Raw genomic sequence first — 15,880 nt, 5'->3', positions numbered from 1 at the left:
GGCGGGGCTGCGCACGGTGGCGTTTCGCAGTGCGGCGTGGGCGGTGGCGGCGCAGCTGTCGGCGCCGCCGGCGCTGGCAGCCGGGCGCGAGCCAGCCACGGCTGATGATAAATAGGGCGGCGGCTGCAACTAAGGTCCTGCTTGCATTCGTACCTCTAGCGCAGCCGGTGTGGCGTTGGTATCGGTGCTGCTGATTTCTGTCTTTCCCCGCGTTCCGGGTTTCGGGGCGCAATTCCCTTTTCCGAATGGCCAAGTCAACCACCAAAAAAAGCACCGAGCCCGAGCTGTTTACCACCACCGAGCCCGACGCCATACCGAATGCTGACCCCATCAGCGCCCCCGTGCCCACGCCCGCCAGGGCTACAAAGTCCGGCAAGGCCCCGCGGGCCAAAAGCAAAAAGGACAAGACCCCGCCCGCCGCGCCCGCGCCCCAGGAGGCAAGCCACACCGGCGCCACCGCCACCAACGACCACCCCACCGCCGAAGCCGGCTCGCCGGTAGCGCCCCCGCCCGACCGCCTCGACCAGATTTTCGAAGGCCTGAAGCAGAAGTCCACCGCCAAGCAGGCCATCTACCGCAACACCCAGGCGGCGTTCGACTGCCTGCGGCTGGTGTCGCAGGAGCTGGTGGTGGAGCTCACGCGCCGCCTCACGCCCCTCGATTCGAGCGTGGTGATTGAGTACCGCTCCATCAACGACATGGAGTTTCACATCCGGTTTTCGGGCGATTTGCTGGTGTTCGTGATGCACTCCAACATCGTCACCTTCCCCGACGAGTACGGCCCCATGCCCAGCAAGTACGTGGAGGCCGACTTCCGCCGCCGCTTCTTCGGCCACATCATGGCCTACAACTTCATGGCCGACAGCATCAAGTACCAGCGCCTGAACGACCCCGGCTACCTGGTGGGCCGCCTGCTGGTCAACATCGAAAACCACTACTTCCTCGAAGGCGTGCAGCAGCTGGAGCTGCCCGACAACGACATGTCCGACAACCTCATCACGCCCAGCGCCATGCGCCTCTTCGTGGAAAGCGCCATGATTGCGGCCGTCAACAACGACTTGGTGGCCCCGCTGCTGCCCGAAATCCAGAAAATCAGCGTCAAGCAAAAGCTCGAAAACCAGCAGGTGAGCCGGGGCAGCAAAGTGGGCTTCAGCTTCTCGGCCCAGCAGCAGCAGGTGTTTTAAATGATTAATGCCGAAGGGTTAATGATGAATGACCAGGCCTTTGTGTCATTCATCATCAACCTTTAGGCATTAATCATTCTTTTCCGTAGCCCACTTTCTGCCGCACTTTGGCCAATACGCCGGCGCCGTATGCCTGCGCCCGCTTCGCCCCGACAGCCAATCGGGCATCCAGCTCCGGCAGGTTGTTCATGTAGAAATTGAACTGCTCGCGCTCCGTGGCAAAGCGGCGCAGAATCAGCTCGTACAGCTCCTTTTTGGCGTGGCCGTAGCCGTAGCCGCCGGCCAGGTAGTGCTGGCGCATCGTCTCAACTTCGGCCGGCGAGGCCAGCAGCGAATACAGCTTGAACGTCACATCCGTGTCCGGATTCTTGGGCGCTTCGAGCGGGGTGCTGTCCGAAATAATGGTTTTGATGGCCTTCAGCAGGTCTTTTTCGGGCAGGAAGACGTCGATGATGTTGCCGTAGCTCTTGCTCATCTTGGCCCCGTCGGTGCCGGGAATGGTCATCAGCTGCTCATCGACGCGGGCCTTGGGCAGCACCAGCGTGTCGCCGTAGCGGTTGTTGAAGGCGCTGGCAATGTCGCGGGCAATTTCGAGGTGCTGAATCTGGTCTTTGCCCACGGGCACAAACTCGGCATCGTAGAGCAGGATGTCGGCCGCCATCAGCACCGGGTAGGTGAAGAGGCCGGCATTCACGTCCGAGAGCTTGTCCGATTTATCCTTGAAGCTGTGCGCGTTGGCCAGCATGGGATAGGGCGTGAAGCAGCTCAGATACCACGTCAGCTCGGTCACCTGCGGCACGTCGGACTGCCGGTAAAACAGGTTTTTCTCGGTGTCGAAGCCGCAGGCCAGCCACGCGGCGGCCACGGCGTAGGTATTGGCGCGCAGCACGGCGGGGTCGCGCACGGTGGTGAGCGAGTGCAGGTCGGCAATGAAGTACAGCGAGTCGTTCTGCGGGTTTTTCGACAGCTCGATGGCGGGCAGGATGGCGCCGAGCAGGTTGCCCAGGTGCGGGCGGCCGGTGCTCTGGATGCCGGTGAGAATGCGGGACATGGGAAATACGTAAGGTTTCAGCCGTGGGCTATTGTGGGCGTGCACAGCACGCGGCACTGGCGACGGGTTGCCGCTCCACCAGGAAGGCAAAGGGGCAGAGCGGCTGCAAAGGTATCAGGAGCCAGCTGCAAATCGAAACCGGCCCGCAGACATCAATCAGCCCCCTGGGCCGATGACTGGGCGCTGAAAGGAGTGTTGCTATTCAGCGCATGGATAACGGCCGGCAGGTCGTCGCTGGTAATGCGTTTCTCGTCCAGCAGGGTCACCAAATCCGGGCGTGAAGCGAGGTAGGGCCGCACCGATTCCCGAAATTGCTTGCCGCCACCCGTATAAAAGCTGCCCTGCACGGCCGTGGCTTCGGCATCGCCGGGCCGGCTTAGCAAATAGGCATTGTATTCGGAAGCCCCGCCATAGCTCATGCCGCCACCGGCACCCATCGACATGGGCGCGCCCACGCTGTACTTGTAATTCAGCAGTACCACCTGGCCACTATCGAGTTGCTCCGCAAAGCCGGCGTCTACATCAGCCCCGCCAAGCCCGCCTTTTACGTGGAAATTGCGTGCTACCACGTATTTATGACTGTTGGTTCGAAAGGTAACAACTTGCTCGGGGTTGAATTTCAAGGTTTTGCCATCTGCCGTTTTCACCAGCAGTTTGGAACCGCTCTGCAATTTGAGCTGGCCCTGCTGGCGCACATTTCGGCTGTCACTCAGCACATAAGAGCCGCTTTCAAATTTGTTACCGCCAAACAGCTGCGCCCAGCAAAGTCCCGGCAACAACATCGTAATAGTCAGCAAGAAGGCGCGCATTGTAAAAACAGAAAGGAGAAATTAAACGCTCAGGTTTTCCACGGCTTCTTCCTGCAGCTCCGTGGTTTCTTCCTTGCCAAGGTACTTGTCAATCAGAAAATGCGCCACATAGAGCACCGGCGTGAGCAGAATCGCCGCCGCGAACTTATACCAGTAGTTGGTATTGGCCACCGAAATAACCTGGTCGAAAGTCCAGTTGCCGAACACATAAAACGCCACGTAAAGCACCACAAACGAGTCGACCAGCTGCGAAACCAGCGTGGAGCCCGTGGCCCGCAGCCAGATGTAGCGCCCGCCCGTAGCCTTGCGCAAGGCCGCGAAAATGGTGGCATCGAGCACCTGCCCCACCGCAAACGCTACAATGGAGCCCGTGATGATGCCCAGCCCCTGCCGGAAAATGCTCTGGTAGGCAAAATCGATGTTGAACGGCCGGCCCAGGTTGTCCGTCTTGTTCACATCGAGCCAGAACGCGGCCGGCGGCAGCTTGGTGGTGAGGTAGATAACGCCGAAGGCAAACAGAATGAGCGCCATGGTGAGGTAGCTCACGCGCAGCACCCCGGCTTTGCCGAAGTATTCGTTGATGATGTCCGTGGTCACGAACACCACCGGCCAGATGAGCACGCCAGCCGTCAGGTTGTCGTCGCGGCCCATGAGGGGCAGCAGCGAGAATATCTTCACGCCGATGATTTCGGCCAGCAGCGCGTTCACAATGAAAATGCCGCTGAGCACAAGGTAAAGCTGCTGCTTTTTGTTGGCGAAGGTGTTCATGACGCAGCAACGCGCCACGGCGCGTTCAATCGTTGAATAATTAATCGGACCGGCGCAGGGCCGCCGCCCGCGGCCTGGCGCATTCCTACAAACTCACCACCAAGCCTTCCGTAGCCAGCTCCGCCCCGGGGAAAACGGCCTGCGCTTCGTCCAGCAGCGGTTCGAGGCCCTTGTAGCGACTCGAAAAGTGGCCGATGAGCAGGCGCTTGGCACCGGCGGCCCGGGCTATCTGGGCGGCCTGGCGGGCGGTGCTGTGGTGCGTTTGGCCGGCCCGCTCGCGCATCTCCTCCAGAAACGTGGCTTCGTGGTAGAGCAAGTCCACGCCCGGGATGAGCTCGGCCAGCGCCGGGGTGTAGAGCGTGTCGGAGAAAAAGGCGTAGCGGCGCGGGGGCGGCGCGGGCGTCGATACATCGGCGTGGCGCAGGCCGGGCTGCTGGTCGTCGGCGGGCAGGTCTTCGCCCTGGGCCAGGCGGGCCAGCTGCGCGGGCGTGAGGCCGGCGGGCAGCTTCTCCTTCACCAGGTTGGCGCGGCGCGGCTGCTCCGAAAACAGGTAGCCGGTGCACGGAATGCGGTGCCGCATGGGCAGGGTTGACACCGTAACGTTCTCGTCCTCATACACCACGGCATGAATGGTGGTGTCGACCGGAATAAACTCCATGGCGAAGCCGGCCTGCATCCCCGATACCCGCGCCTGCGTCACCAGCACCTCGTCGAGGCCGGGCGGGCCAATGATGCACAGCGACTGCGTGCGCCCCTGCAGGTGCATGGTGCTGAGCAGCCCGAACAAGCCAAAAAAATGGTCGCCGTGCAGGTGCGAGATGAAAATGGCCCGCACATGGTGCGGCCGCACCCGGTATTCGAGCATCTGCCACTGGGTGCCCTCGCCGCAATCTATCAGGTAGTTGGAAGCACCCACCGTGAGCACCTGCGCCGTGGGGTGGCGCCCGGCGGTAGGGGTGGCCGAAGCCGAGCCCAGAATCTTCAGCTCAAAAGTCATGCGTTGAGAAAAAGCGACAAGCTATAAGCTGCAAGCCGCAAGCCGTTGTCCTGGCTAAAAGCAGAACAGCAGCTTGCGGCTTGCAGCTTATAGCTTGCGGCTAAAAAATTATTCCTTGTCCGTCAGGTCGCGCTCGATGGCGTGCAAAAACACGCGGTCGATGCCTTCTTCTACCGTGGGCAGGATGTGCAGCACCGATTCCAGCTTGCTGATGGTGATGAGTTTCAGCACGTGGTCTTGCAGGCCGGTGAGCACCAGCAGGCCGCCCGTGGAGTTGCACAGCCGGTTGGCAATGAGAATGGAGCTGAGGCCCGACGAATCCGTGTACTTCACGTTGGTGAGGTCCAGTATCAGGTTGTTAATGCCTTCAGCGTTGAGCTTCACGAACTCCGATTTGAGGTCGGGCGCAACGGTGGTGTCGAGCTTCTTCTCCTCAATGGTGATGATGGTGTAGCTTTCTTTTTTATCAATCGTGTACTTCATACAGCGTTAGCAAGGAGGGTAAGAGAACGGCGAAGGTAAAGAAAAAACCCAAAATTTTGGGTGAACTGGTTTCTATTTTGCGGTGGGCCGGACGGCCGCGGGCGGTCCGGCAAAGGTCAGCGAAGCCCAGGTAGATTGCCAGTCGGCGCGGTCGCGCAGTTTGGCGGGCGAAACCCCCATTTCGACGGCTGCCAGCAGATAAGGGCCCGGCCCGGACAGTCGTAACAAAATTCGGCCATTTTGGTTGGCGCGGGTGGCGTAGTGCGTGGTGGGCAGGCCGCCGGGCTGCCGCTGCCATACCTGCACCATCGCCCCAAAGGCGGGCTTACCGGCGCGTAGCACCCGCACGGTCAGGGCTTTGTCGGCGGCCAGGCGGTAGGGGTTTTGCTCCGGCACCAGCTCCAGCGGCAGGCCGTAGACGCGGCGGCAGGCGCTGTCGGTGGCCGTGGAGGTAGCAGCCGCGTCGCCCACCTGAAGCAGGATTTTGGCGCAGCGGCGGTAGGTTTCGCGGCCGGGCTTGGCCATCTCGTCGCGTTCCTGGCGCAGCTTCAGGGCGTAGTCGAGGCCTTCTTCGCGCAGGTAGGCGGTAAATTGCTCAGCCGGCAGCTCGATGAAGGAATTAGTGGAGCGCAGCAGCACAACGTGCGTGCCGGGCTGCCGGAAGTAGAACGCCGTGCGAAACGTGTCGGTTTCGGCCGGACTGCCGGGCGTGAGGCTGGTGCTGTCGGCCGGGGTGGGGCCGAAGCGTACGAGGCGCTGGATTTTGGTGGCTTTGGTGGTCCAATGCTCGCCCTTAAAATCGGCCCCGATGAAGGTGTGCACACTCGCCGTCTGCCCCGGCTGGAGGCGGAAGCTGGGCGCTTCCAGCCAGAACTCGTGGGCGAGGACGGTGGTGGCTGAAACAAGAAAAGGAAGCAGCCTGAACAGCTTGGCCATTGTAAGCAAAACGACGGGCTTCTACTACTGCCGTTCCAGCGCCAGGGCATAGGCCCGGTCGTAGTACACGCGCAGGTTTTTCCAGTCAAACAGCTCGGCGTTGCTTTCCACGGCGTTGCGCTGCATGATGCGGTCGCGGCGGCCGAGCTGCACAAATTGCCAGAGCATGTCGCAAAGCTCATCGGCCGATTCGTCGAAGGACTTCTCCTGGCGGTGCACCACAAAAATGCCTTTGCCTTCAGGGTCGGGCACGTTTTGCAGGGCGTAGTCGCCGAAGCCCGACAGGTCGGAAGTAATGGCGGGCACGCCACGGGCCACGCATTCGAGCGGGGTGTAGCCCCAGGGCTCGTAGTAGCTCGGGAACACGCCCATGTGGCAGCCGCGCACAAACTGGCCGTACTCCATGCCCAGCAGGGGCGAGGCGGGCGACACAAAGTCGGGGTGGTACACCATTTTCACCCGGTCGTGGCGGTGGTTGAGCAGGTTGGACCGCCGCAGGTAGTTCAGGATGTCGTCGTTCTGGTCGTTCACCAGGTTGTGGGTGATGACCGGGGGCAGGGCGTTGGTTTTCCAGCTTTGGAGCTGGCGACGGTAGCGCAAGCGCCAGTAGTCGTCCACCATCGTGCTGAGCTCGGGCAGCTTGTGGTCCTGGCTGGCGGCGGCGGCGTAGAATAGCCGCTCGCCCACCTGCTCCTCGATGGCACGGCAGGTCTGGCGCACTTCTTCGAGCTGGGCGCGGCGCTCCAGCACCTGCGGATTGATGCTGGTGAAGGGCCGCTTGGTGATGAAAAACATCACCACCTGCACATCGATGCCGCTCTGCTGCAGGCGGTAGTTGAGGCGGGCCAGGGCTTCCAGGGTCAGGTCGAAGCCCTTGTTGTGGTATTCATAGCGGCCCGAGGTGAAGAAATACAGCGTTTTATCCAGGTCGAAGGAATACGACTGGAAGAAGTGGGCCATCACGAATTCGTGAATCTTGGCCTTGTACTGCTGGTGCAGGTTCTGGAACTCGTGCAGGGCCACGAAGCGCTCGATATTCAGGCCGTTCGGCAGCACGGCATCGGGAATCCGGTCCAGTAAATAGATGCATTCGCGCACCGTCAGCTCACTCACCGTGGTGAAAACGTGGCTGCCGTGGGCGGCGGCGCGCTCCATGCGCACGGCCGGCTCGATGTTGAAGTGCCGGGCCTCGTTTTCCCAGTTCACCCACATCAGGTGGTCGTAGAACGCCGGGTCGTTCATGGCCAGGTAGCGGCCCAGCAGCGTGGCGTGGGTGGTGAAGAGCAGGTGCGCGGGCACCTGCAGGCGGCGCAGGTCGGGGATGGCCACACCGGTCATCCACTCGTGGAAGTGGCCCAGCAGGCGGCGGCCCTGCAGCTGGGCCGCCACGTGCTGAAAGAAAATGGTGGTGAGGTGCCCGAAGGCAATGACCTGGTGCAGCAGGTCGTCGTTATCGGGCGAGGGGATGCCGTGGCGCTGCCAGAGGTCGGATTTGAGCTGGCCCAGCCGGTCGTAGGCCTGAAACGGGTTGATGAGCACCACGCGGGGCCGGCCCGTGATGAGCCAGGTGCCGTAGCACACGTCGTAGCCCTGGGCCCGCATGGTGCGCACGGCGGCCCCAAACGGGTCGGCGGCGGTGTGCACGGTCAGGTCGTCGAAGCTCTCGAACTCGCCCTGCGCCATGTGCGGGAAATAGGGGCCCACGAGGCAATACCGGTCGCCCCAGGCGGGCATGGTGGCCGGCACTTTGCTGCGGATAACCGTGTAGATACCACCCACTTGGTTGCAAACCTCCCAGGCTACTTCTACTAAAAGGGCATCGGGATGCAGCGCGTCGGGGGCGTGGGGGATGGATTGCATAGGGGTGGGAGTGGACTATCAGAAGAAAGAACGCGGCGAAAGGTAAGCCGGTTGCCGTTCAGAAACCACCGCCAGCAGCCTTTTTTGAGCAGCAAACGAGAAATTGCTCCGGGAGAGCCTCCCAAAACCTGGCCCCGCGCAGCCTGTCGGGGCGGCGGCAGGGGAGCAGAAGGGCAGAAGGGCGGGGCTTAGTGCAGCGCCCGCTTCTTGATGATGCCGCCCTGCGCGTCGTCGATGCGGTACTGCACGATGAAGGCGCGCGGGTCGACTTCCTGCACGGCGGTGCGCAGGCCGGGCAGCTCCAGACGCGTTACCACGGTGAACACGATGTCGCGCTCAATGCCCATCTCGCCACGCTTGCCGTAGCCCGATTTGCCCTGGTACATCGTCACGCCGCGCCCCAGCTTTTCGGTGATGACCTTGCGGATGGCGTCGCTGTATTCCGACACGATGGTGACGCCGGTGTACTGCTCGATGCCGTTGAGCACGAACTCCAGCACGCGGGCCGCCGCAAAGTAGGTGAGCATGGAGTACAGCGCCGGCTCGGTGCCCAGCACCAGCACCGCCACACCGAAAATAACAACGTTCAGAATCAGGATTAAGTCGCTGACTTTGAGCAGTACCAGGTAGCGGCTCACGAGCAGGGCGGCTATCTCGGTGCCGTCGAGCACGGCTCCGCCGCGCATGGCCAGCCCGATGCCGGCCCCAATGAACACCCCGCCGAAAATAGCCGTCAGCAGGCGGTCGGAGGTGACATCGGGGAAGTGCACGAAGGCCAGCACCAGCGCCAGGCCGCCAATGCCCAGTGCGCTGCGCAGGGCAAAGCGCCGGCCCAACTGCCGGTAGCCCAGCGCGATAAACGGCAGGTTGATAACCAGAATCAGGATGGAAAGCGGCCATTTAAAAGCCGCCGCCAGCAGCATGGATACGCCCGTGACGCCGCCGTCGATAAAGTGGCTGGAAAGCAGGAAGGACTCGAGGCCAAACGCCGCCGAAAATACTCCGGCGATGATAAAAAGAGCGTTTTTCAGCTCCGAGTTGGGGTTGTTGATGTTTTGGGCAGTGGGGGGAGTCGGGTCCATAAGCAGAAGAAAAGGTGGGGTAATAAAATGCAGGAACGCCGTTCCGGCTGCACACAGGAACGCCATGCCGGGCGCAGCTGAAGCACCGCTGCTGCAGGAGTCAACCCGTTTGGGCTGGACTACTGCGGCAAGCGAGATGCGGCGGCTACGCCCGGCATGACGTTCTACCGATGGGCTACCTGACAGAACGGTTGTGGCTTAGCCCTCCCGCGACAACACCAGCACGGCATAGGGGGCCAGGGCAATGCTGCCGTGGAAGGGGCAGCCGTCGTAGCCGCCCTGCTGCGCTTCGATGCCGAAGCTCTCGAAATCGCCGAAGTCCTCGTCGTAGCCTTTCCAGTCGGAGTTGAAGCGCACCTGCCAGAGGCCGGCGCCGGGCAGGCCGATGGTGTAGCTCTCGTAGGGCCGGTTGGCGAAGTTGGCCAGCACGATGGTGGTGTCGTGGGGGGCGCTGCCGTCGCCGTCGGCCCAGCGGGCGAAGGCAATGACCTTGTCCTGGTCGTTGACGTGGAACACGCGCAGGCTCTGGCCGCCCAGGCCGCGCGTGTGGCCGTCGAGGTTGCGGCGCAGGCGAATGAGGTCGCGGTGCATCTGCACGATGCCGGGGTGCTCCTTGGCGCGCTCCCAGCGCAGGCGCTGGCTGTCGTCGAAGCCCCGGTAGGCCAGCATTTCCTGGCCCTGAAACAGCATCGGAATGCCGGGCGCGGTGAGCACCAGCGCGGTGCCCAGGGTGGCGCGCTTCTTGGCAAACCAGCCCTGCGCGTCGCCGGGGGCCACGTCTTCGGTCACGCGGTTTTTGCCGTTGGCCACTTCGTCGTGGCTTTCGGTGTAGATGATGCGGCGGAAGGCATCGTTGTTGTAGCGCTCCAGAATGGCACCGGCCACGGCGCCCATGCTGCGGTCGGCATCGTTGGGCGTGGTGAGGGCATCGCGAATGGGATACACAAACGCGCCGTCCCACTGCGAATCGAAGCCCTGGCCGCCGTTGGCCACCGCTTCGGTAATGCCGGAGTTGCCGCGCATGTCTTCGGCGATGGTGATTTTCCAGGGCATTTGCTGGTCGATTTCGTCGTTAATCCACCGCATCAGGCTCCAGCCGTCGGGCAGGTCGGCGCCGGGGTCTTCCTCGCCCTTCACGTTGCGAATGAAGGCAATGGCATCGGCCCGCAGGCCATCCACGCGGTAGTCGGTGAGCCACATCAGGGCATTGTCGCGGATGTACTGGCGCACTTCGGGGCGGCCGTAGTCGGGGCGGTTGTGGCCCCAGGGCGTTTCGGCGCGCCAGTCGTTGTAGAAGTAGATGCCGCCGCCATCGTTCTCGCTCCAGCCGTCGAACTGCCAGAGGTCGAGGTCGCCGGGGCCGAAGTGGTTGTACACCACGTCGAGCACCACGGCAATGCCGTGGCGGTGGGCTTCCTTCACCAGCTGCTTGAAGGCCACCGGCCCGCCGTAGTCGCTTTCGAGCGCAAACGGATTTGCCGGATTGTAGCCCCACGAGCGGCTGCCGGGAAACTCCGTGGCCGGCAACAGCTCGATGCAGTTGATGCCCAAATCGCGCAGGTAGGGCAGCTTGGCGGCCACATCGGCAAAGGTGCCGACCTGGTCTTTTTCGGGCGCGAAAAAGGTGCCGACGTGCAGCTCGTAAATCACCAGGTCGTTCCAGGCTGGCATCTGGAAGTTGTCGTCTTCCCAATCAAAGCTGGGGTCGAGCACCACCGAAGAGCCGGAGGAATTCGTTACCTGCCGGGCGTAGGGGTCGTTGCGGTCAAATTCTTTGTCGCCGTTGGCGAGGTGGTACTTGTATTCGTCGCCGGGCTTGGCTCCGGCTACATCCACGGCCCAATAGCCGTTTTCTTCGTGCTGAAGCGGGTGGGCATCGGCCTTCCAGTCATTGAAGGAGCCAATGACGGACACCTTTTCGGCGTTGGGCGCCCACACCCGGAAGGTGGTGCCGCCCTCGTGCGGAATGGAGCCCATGCCCGGCTGCGGCGCGGCCGACTGCGGGGCCGCCGCGGGCTTTTTAGCCGGCGCTTTTTTGGCCGGAGCCTTGGCGGCGGTGGCTTTTGCCGGGGCTGGTTTGGGGGGAGTGGCTTCGGCGGCGGCGGCCGAAGGGTTGGAGGGGGCTTGGGGCGCGGCTTTGGCGCGGGAAGCGGGTTTGGAAGCGGAAGCGTTTGGCATTGATTAAGCAACTGCCCGCCGCCCGGGCAGCCGAAAATGCGGCCGGTACTGGGCGGTAGGTAATCCCGGCATACGGAATTGACCGGTTTTTGGCCAAAACCGGCTTGCATTGGTGCCCGGCCGCGCGCGCGGCCGGCTCTATGCAACCAATGCTATATTTGAGCCAGCCATTCATTTTGCCCCGCCTTTGGGTATGAATACCACAGAAACAGACCGGGCTGCCGGCGAACCAGTCACCCTTTACCACCGCCGCCACGCCCGGCAGCAGGTGGCCAAAGCCATCGGGCACGTCGGGCCGGCCGTGCTGTTGCTGCTGGGCATCATGCCCATGCTCACGGGCGGGGAGCGCCTCACGCTGATAAGCGGACTGGAAATAGCCATCGGCGCGCTGTATATCGGGCTGATGGTGCGCGAGCTGCGCCACCTGCGGCACAATCCGTTCCACCAGGAGCGGGTGGCCTGGCTGGAGCTGGCGGCGGCGGCCATACTGGCCATGGAGAGCTACCACATCTGGCACCGCCACCACGCAGCCGAGCTGGCCGGGGCCCCGCCCCGCGTGCACACGCTGCCGTGGCTGTATGCGGCGCTGGCCGTGGGGTACGTGGTGCTGGCCTTCCGGCTGCACAAGCTCAGCGGCCGGCGCTTTCTGCACCTGCACGCCGAGGGGTTTGCCGTGCGCACCCGGCACCTGAGCCCGGCCCACCACCTGCGCTGGGCCGATATTGCCGCCGTGGAACCCGAGGGCGCGGCCGATGTGCTGGTGCGCCGCCCCGATGGCCGGACGCACCGCGTTTCCTTCGCCAGCGTGCACGAAGGCGCCGCCCATCGCGACCGGCTGCTGGCCCACGCCCAGCAATACCTGGCTCATGGCGACGCCGGCGCGGCGGCAATGGGATAGCGCTTTCTGAACCGTGCGGCATCGAACAGCGGCGCGGGGTCGGGCAGCGGCTGGCTGAGGTCGGCGGGGGGGAAGAGGTGCGAGGCAGCGAAGTAGCCCAGCTGCCGGTAGCTCTCAAACTGGTCTTCGGAGAAAAACTGGTCGCCGGTGCTCTGGTGTGGGAATACGGGGTTCTGGTGGGCATATTCAAGCACGTCCACCGGCTCGTGGCCCGTGAGGGTGGCCTTGAGGTAGAGCAGGTGGCCGGTTGCAATGGGGGGGAGGCCTTCATCCGAGAGGGTGCCGGGCGTGGGGTCGTCGGGGTAAAGGATGGTGCCCAGGGCGGCGTGCGTGGGGGTGTGTTTTTGGGCATCGCGGTTGCGCAGGGCCGTGAGGTCGATGTCAATTTCGACCCCGAAATCGATGCGGCAGCGGCGGATGGCGTTGGCCAGCGCCTCAAAGCGCAGGTCGGCATCTTCTTCGCCATCGCACACGATGATGTAGCGGCAGCGGCGGCGCACCAGCTCGTACAGGCCCAGGTTGTCGAAGTGGCCGCCGTCGGACAGGCACACGTAGTCGTCGGTGGGCGTGGCCCGGCCAAACAGGTCTTTCAGCAGGTAGCCCAGGCCGGTTTTGGGGTTGGCGCTTTGCCAGCGGGCGCGGCGCGGGTTGCCCATCCACCAGCCCAGGCGCACGTTGAAGAGCGTGAGCAGAAACGCCGTGACGGGCGAGGAGTGGTAGCCCATGTTGGGGTTGGCCGCCGCGCCCGAAATGGCCATGACCGTGCCCACGTGCACGCCGCCCGCCCGGGGCCGGGCATCGGCATCGCCGCGGGTGCCGGGGGCCGGGTAGGCGTAGGCGTGGGTGGGCCGGAAGCCGTATTCGGCGTAGCGGCCGTCGGGGTGCTGCACGGGCACCATGCGGGCGAAGTCGAACCCGGCGTAGAGCGGCGAAAACACGAACGACTCGGCCTTGCGGTTCTGCTTGGCCAGCTCGCCGCCGCGCGTCACGTTCAGCGCCGTGTTGAAGAGCGGCAGCGGGCCGGAGTAGGGCGGGGGGGCCGTGCCGTCGGGGTTGGGCAGCGGGTGGTGGCGCAGGTGGCACAGGTGCAGGTCGTCGGCGGTGTCGAAGTCGGTGTAGGGGTTGGCCTGGCGCTCGTCGCGGGCCCGGGAGGCACCCAGGTAGGCCCGCAGCAGGCGGTTCTTGTAGAAGTGGTGCAGCGAAAACTCGTTCACGCCCACCCGCCAGGCCAGCAGCCAGCTGAGCAGAAACAAGCCCGCTATCAGGGCCAGCTGCACGCCCCAGTGCGGGTAGTGGTAGGCATCGGTGGGCAGCGGAATAGGCAGCCGCTGCACCTTCCCAAACCAGAGCGCCACCGCGGGCAACACCGCATCCAGGGTCCAGACCAGCAGCCCCAGCAGCCCCACAATGAACAGGTACGGGGCCACGCGGGCCACCAAATCGGTGGCGCTGGCCGTGGCCGACTTCGGCCCCGCGCTGGCCTGGGCGGGCGTGCGGCCGCTCTGGGCCAGCTTCACGCCGCCGCCCACCAGCGCCACCCACGCCCCCACCGTGGTGGGCCACGGCACGGAGCCGATGCTCAGCTTGATGAAGTAGGGCAGCAGCAGGCTGTACCCGGCCAGCAGCACCCAGGCCAGCACCGTGAGGTGGGCCTGCGCACCCAGGCGGCCCCACCATTCGCGGCGCTCGTCGGTGAAGGCCCGGCCCAGCAGGGCCATGCGGCCCGTCAGGGCCAGGCCCAGGGCCTCTACCGCCAGCGCCGGGCCAAACACCATGACGCTGGCCACCGCCAGGCGCTCCCGGTCCTGCATATCATTGAGGATGGAATACAGATTTGCGTAGTGGCTGGTGAGGTGGCGGAAATACCCGGCCAGCGCCAGCAGCAGCACCGCGCCGGCCCCCGAAGCCAGCGCCGAGGTAAGCCCAATCACCAGCCAGGCCCAGCCCGCGTGGGGCCGCTTCCACCTGAAGCACAGGTGGTAGCGCCCAAACGCCGCCACCAGCAGCAGCCAGCCGCACAGCACCCCGCTCACCCGCCAGAACCAAGCCGCCTGCTCGCCATCCTGCGGCGGCTGGAAGTAGGCGTAGGCCGCCAGGTGCCAGCCGGCCAGCAGCAGCACAGCCGGCAGAATGCCCGGAATGGGCAGCCAGGCCAGCCAGCCCGGCCCATCGGGCGAGGCCTCGCTGGCGGGCCGGTCGTACCAGCGCTGCTGCCAGCCGGCCAGCGCCGCCGCCACCGCCAGCAGCAGCAGGGCCATGCCCAGCGCATAGGGCGCGTGGAAGCTGCCCCACCACACCCACCGGGCCAGCAAAAAATGCGGCAGCAGCAGCACCGAGCACAGAAACAGCACCAGAATGAACTGATTCAGCAGGGCGTTGCGCAGCCAGGTGGTGCCCAGCGTCCAGGCATCGGTCGAGAAGATGCTGGCCTCGGGCGTGAGGTAGTTGCTGAAGCTGCGCAGCCAGCGCACCGGGCGGTTTTCCTCGGCCATCGGGTTGGCGGTCTGGCTGGGGTCGAGGCGCTGCTGGGTGGTGCGCACCGAGCCCAGCCGCTGAATGAGCGTGACCAGCCAGCCGCCCAGATACCCGCCGCCCGATACCGTCGACAGGTAGTCGAGCCGGGGCAGCCAGCCGCGCCGAGCCAGCGCCTGCACCGCCCCCAGCGCAAACGTGGCGCTGCGAATGCCGCCGCCCGACAGGGCCAGCCCCAGCAGATTGCCGGTTTCGGCCAGCCCAAACGGCCCCGGCCCCGGCCCGAACGGCTGGCTCAGGTCGGGGCCGGCGGTTTGGTCGGCCTGGTCCACGGCCGGCCCGGCGGCCTGGGAGGTTTCCGTGGGGGCTTCATCTTCCAGCTTGCTGCCCAGCAGCCGGGCCCGGCGGCGGCGGTAGATTTCTTCCAGCTCCCGCCCCAATACGTGCGTGAAGGGCACCGCCAGACTAGCCGCATCGAGGCCGTCGGCCACCAGCTCCGGGTTTTTCAGGAAGCGCTCCACCAGCTCGGCGTGCGCGCCGCCGCGGGGCACCAGGCCTTTGGCAGAAAGTACGTCCAGCACTTCCTTTTGCAGCAGCAGCTGAATGAGCAGGGGCTCGAAATAGGCCCGCTGTTCGGCCGTGCCCAGAATTTTGCAGATTTCTTCCCGCTGCGTGGGCTCGCGGTACAGCAGGCGGCGCAGCGCCCGCCGCCAGGCCGCCGGGGGCGGGGGCTTGGGCGCTTCGAGCAGGTAGGCAAAGCCCTGCTGGCGCTCCAGATGCCGCACCAGCTCGTGCGCCAGCTCCCGAAAGCCGGCCCAGATGCCAGGGTCGGTGGCCGGGCGGGGGGCGGCATCGGTGTTCAGCAGCTCGCTGGCCCGCAGCAGCAGGTGCAGGGGGACCCGGGCGGTGCCGGCGTCGGCCAGCGGGGCAGTGCTGGCCTGCACCAGGCGGGTGCGCCAGGCCCGCACGTCCTCAGCCGAAGAGTAGGTGCCGGCCAGCCAGTCCTGCATCAGCACCAGCACAGCCGTGGCCCGGGCGGCAATCTCAGCATTAACATCCATCGCGCTACGGAATTGGGTAGAATGAATCCGTAAGCAATATATGATATTTTAATTATTAAATTAAATAAATTCAATGCTGCTAAAGCCCGGTCCGCTCGCCT

Annotated in this window: 12 protein-coding genes; 2 read left to right on the top strand and 10 right to left on the bottom strand. The window is 64.4% G+C overall.

All coding sequences use genetic code 11. The features are described 5' to 3' along the window. Window positions 1–245 precede the first annotated feature (245 nt). Window positions 246–1,184 (top strand): hypothetical protein, encoded by a 939-nt coding sequence (locus ACYVHT_RS21455; RefSeq protein ID WP_460557099.1) that lies wholly within the window; start codon window positions 246–248, stop codon window positions 1,182–1,184. A gap of 73 nt (window positions 1,185–1,257) precedes the next feature. On the opposite strand, the gene trpS is transcribed toward ACYVHT_RS21455, so the two are convergent. The 9 genes from trpS to ACYVHT_RS21410 all read right to left on the bottom strand — a co-directional run bounded on the left by trpS (window position 1,258) and on the right by ACYVHT_RS21410 (window position 11,348). Continuing rightward, window positions 1,258–2,235 (bottom strand): tryptophan--tRNA ligase, encoded by a 978-nt coding sequence (gene trpS, locus ACYVHT_RS21450; protein ID WP_460557097.1) that lies wholly within the window; start codon window positions 2,233–2,235, stop codon window positions 1,258–1,260. A gap of 152 nt (window positions 2,236–2,387) precedes the next feature. Beyond that, complete coding sequence (locus ACYVHT_RS21445; RefSeq protein WP_460557095.1) at window positions 2,388–3,044, bottom strand: hypothetical protein; 657 nt, start codon at window positions 3,042–3,044, stop codon at window positions 2,388–2,390. Between the two features lie 21 nt (window positions 3,045–3,065). Beyond that, the gene (locus tag ACYVHT_RS21440) at window positions 3,066–3,812 is read right to left on the bottom strand and encodes a VUT family protein (protein ID WP_460557093.1); all 747 of its coding nucleotides are present in this window, start codon (window positions 3,810–3,812) and stop codon (window positions 3,066–3,068) included. 85 nt (window positions 3,813–3,897) lie between these two features. Then, a complete protein-coding gene (locus ACYVHT_RS21435; protein WP_460557091.1) occupies window positions 3,898–4,809 on the bottom strand; it encodes a ribonuclease Z in 912 nt (303 codons plus the stop codon). A gap of 108 nt (window positions 4,810–4,917) precedes the next feature. Continuing rightward, a complete protein-coding gene (locus tag ACYVHT_RS21430) occupies window positions 4,918–5,292 on the bottom strand; it encodes an STAS domain-containing protein (RefSeq protein WP_046246220.1) in 375 nt (124 codons plus the stop codon). A gap of 72 nt (window positions 5,293–5,364) precedes the next feature. Further along, window positions 5,365–6,228, bottom strand: a complete 864-nt coding sequence (locus ACYVHT_RS21425) for a DUF4198 domain-containing protein (protein WP_460557090.1) — start codon at window positions 6,226–6,228, stop codon at window positions 5,365–5,367. Window positions 6,229–6,252: 24 nt separating this feature from the next. Next, window positions 6,253–8,088: a glycosyltransferase family protein gene (locus ACYVHT_RS21420; protein ID WP_460557088.1), complete on the bottom strand. Its 1,836-nt coding sequence runs from the start codon at window positions 8,086–8,088 to the stop codon at window positions 6,253–6,255. Window positions 8,089–8,276: 188 nt separating this feature from the next. Continuing rightward, window positions 8,277–9,170 (bottom strand): YitT family protein, encoded by an 894-nt coding sequence (locus ACYVHT_RS21415; protein ID WP_460557086.1) that lies wholly within the window; start codon window positions 9,168–9,170, stop codon window positions 8,277–8,279. Window positions 9,171–9,368: 198 nt separating this feature from the next. Next, window positions 9,369–11,348 carry an alpha-amylase family glycosyl hydrolase gene (locus tag ACYVHT_RS21410; RefSeq protein ID WP_460557084.1) on the bottom strand — a complete coding sequence of 660 codons (1,980 nt, stop codon included), beginning with the start codon at window positions 11,346–11,348 and terminating at the stop codon, window positions 9,369–9,371. A gap of 193 nt (window positions 11,349–11,541) precedes the next feature. Here ACYVHT_RS21410 and ACYVHT_RS21405 point away from each other — a divergent pair, with 193 nt between their 5' ends. Beyond that, window positions 11,542–12,246, top strand: a complete 705-nt coding sequence (locus ACYVHT_RS21405; protein ID WP_460557082.1) for a hypothetical protein — start codon at window positions 11,542–11,544, stop codon at window positions 12,244–12,246. Here ACYVHT_RS21405 and ACYVHT_RS21400 read toward each other — a convergent pair. Next, window positions 12,213–15,779 (bottom strand): patatin-like phospholipase family protein, encoded by a 3,567-nt coding sequence (locus ACYVHT_RS21400; RefSeq protein WP_460557080.1) that lies wholly within the window; start codon window positions 15,777–15,779, stop codon window positions 12,213–12,215. The genes ACYVHT_RS21405 and ACYVHT_RS21400 overlap by 34 nt on opposite strands. Between the last annotated feature and the right edge of the window lie 101 nt (window positions 15,780–15,880).

It is taken from the genome of Hymenobacter daeguensis (genome assembly GCF_054780555.1).
Note: the sequence above shows the minus strand (reverse complement) of the source record. Positions and strands in the feature narration are given on the sequence as shown.

What these genes read in the sequence shown, in the direction of transcription:
- ACYVHT_RS21455 (WP_460557099.1), top strand. Translation starts at nt 246, where the DNA reads ATGGCCAAGTCAACCACCAAAAAAAGCACCGAGCCCGAGCTGTTTACC.
- trpS (WP_460557097.1), bottom strand. Translation starts at nt 2,235, where the DNA reads ATGTCCCGCATTCTCACCGGCATCCAGAGCACCGGCCGCCCGCACCTG.
- ACYVHT_RS21445 (WP_460557095.1), bottom strand. Translation starts at nt 3,044, where the DNA reads ATGCGCGCCTTCTTGCTGACTATTACGATGTTGTTGCCGGGACTTTGC.
- ACYVHT_RS21440 (WP_460557093.1), bottom strand. Translation starts at nt 3,812, where the DNA reads ATGAACACCTTCGCCAACAAAAAGCAGCAGCTTTACCTTGTGCTCAGC.
- ACYVHT_RS21435 (WP_460557091.1), bottom strand. Translation starts at nt 4,809, where the DNA reads ATGACTTTTGAGCTGAAGATTCTGGGCTCGGCTTCGGCCACCCCTACC.
- ACYVHT_RS21430 (WP_046246220.1), bottom strand. Translation starts at nt 5,292, where the DNA reads ATGAAGTACACGATTGATAAAAAAGAAAGCTACACCATCATCACCATT.
- ACYVHT_RS21425 (WP_460557090.1), bottom strand. Translation starts at nt 6,228, where the DNA reads ATGGCCAAGCTGTTCAGGCTGCTTCCTTTTCTTGTTTCAGCCACCACC.
- ACYVHT_RS21420 (WP_460557088.1), bottom strand. Translation starts at nt 8,088, where the DNA reads ATGCAATCCATCCCCCACGCCCCCGACGCGCTGCATCCCGATGCCCTT.
- ACYVHT_RS21415 (WP_460557086.1), bottom strand. Translation starts at nt 9,170, where the DNA reads ATGGACCCGACTCCCCCCACTGCCCAAAACATCAACAACCCCAACTCG.
- ACYVHT_RS21410 (WP_460557084.1), bottom strand. Translation starts at nt 11,348, where the DNA reads ATGCCAAACGCTTCCGCTTCCAAACCCGCTTCCCGCGCCAAAGCCGCG.
- ACYVHT_RS21405 (WP_460557082.1), top strand. Translation starts at nt 11,542, where the DNA reads ATGAATACCACAGAAACAGACCGGGCTGCCGGCGAACCAGTCACCCTT.
- ACYVHT_RS21400 (WP_460557080.1), bottom strand. Translation starts at nt 15,779, where the DNA reads ATGGATGTTAATGCTGAGATTGCCGCCCGGGCCACGGCTGTGCTGGTG.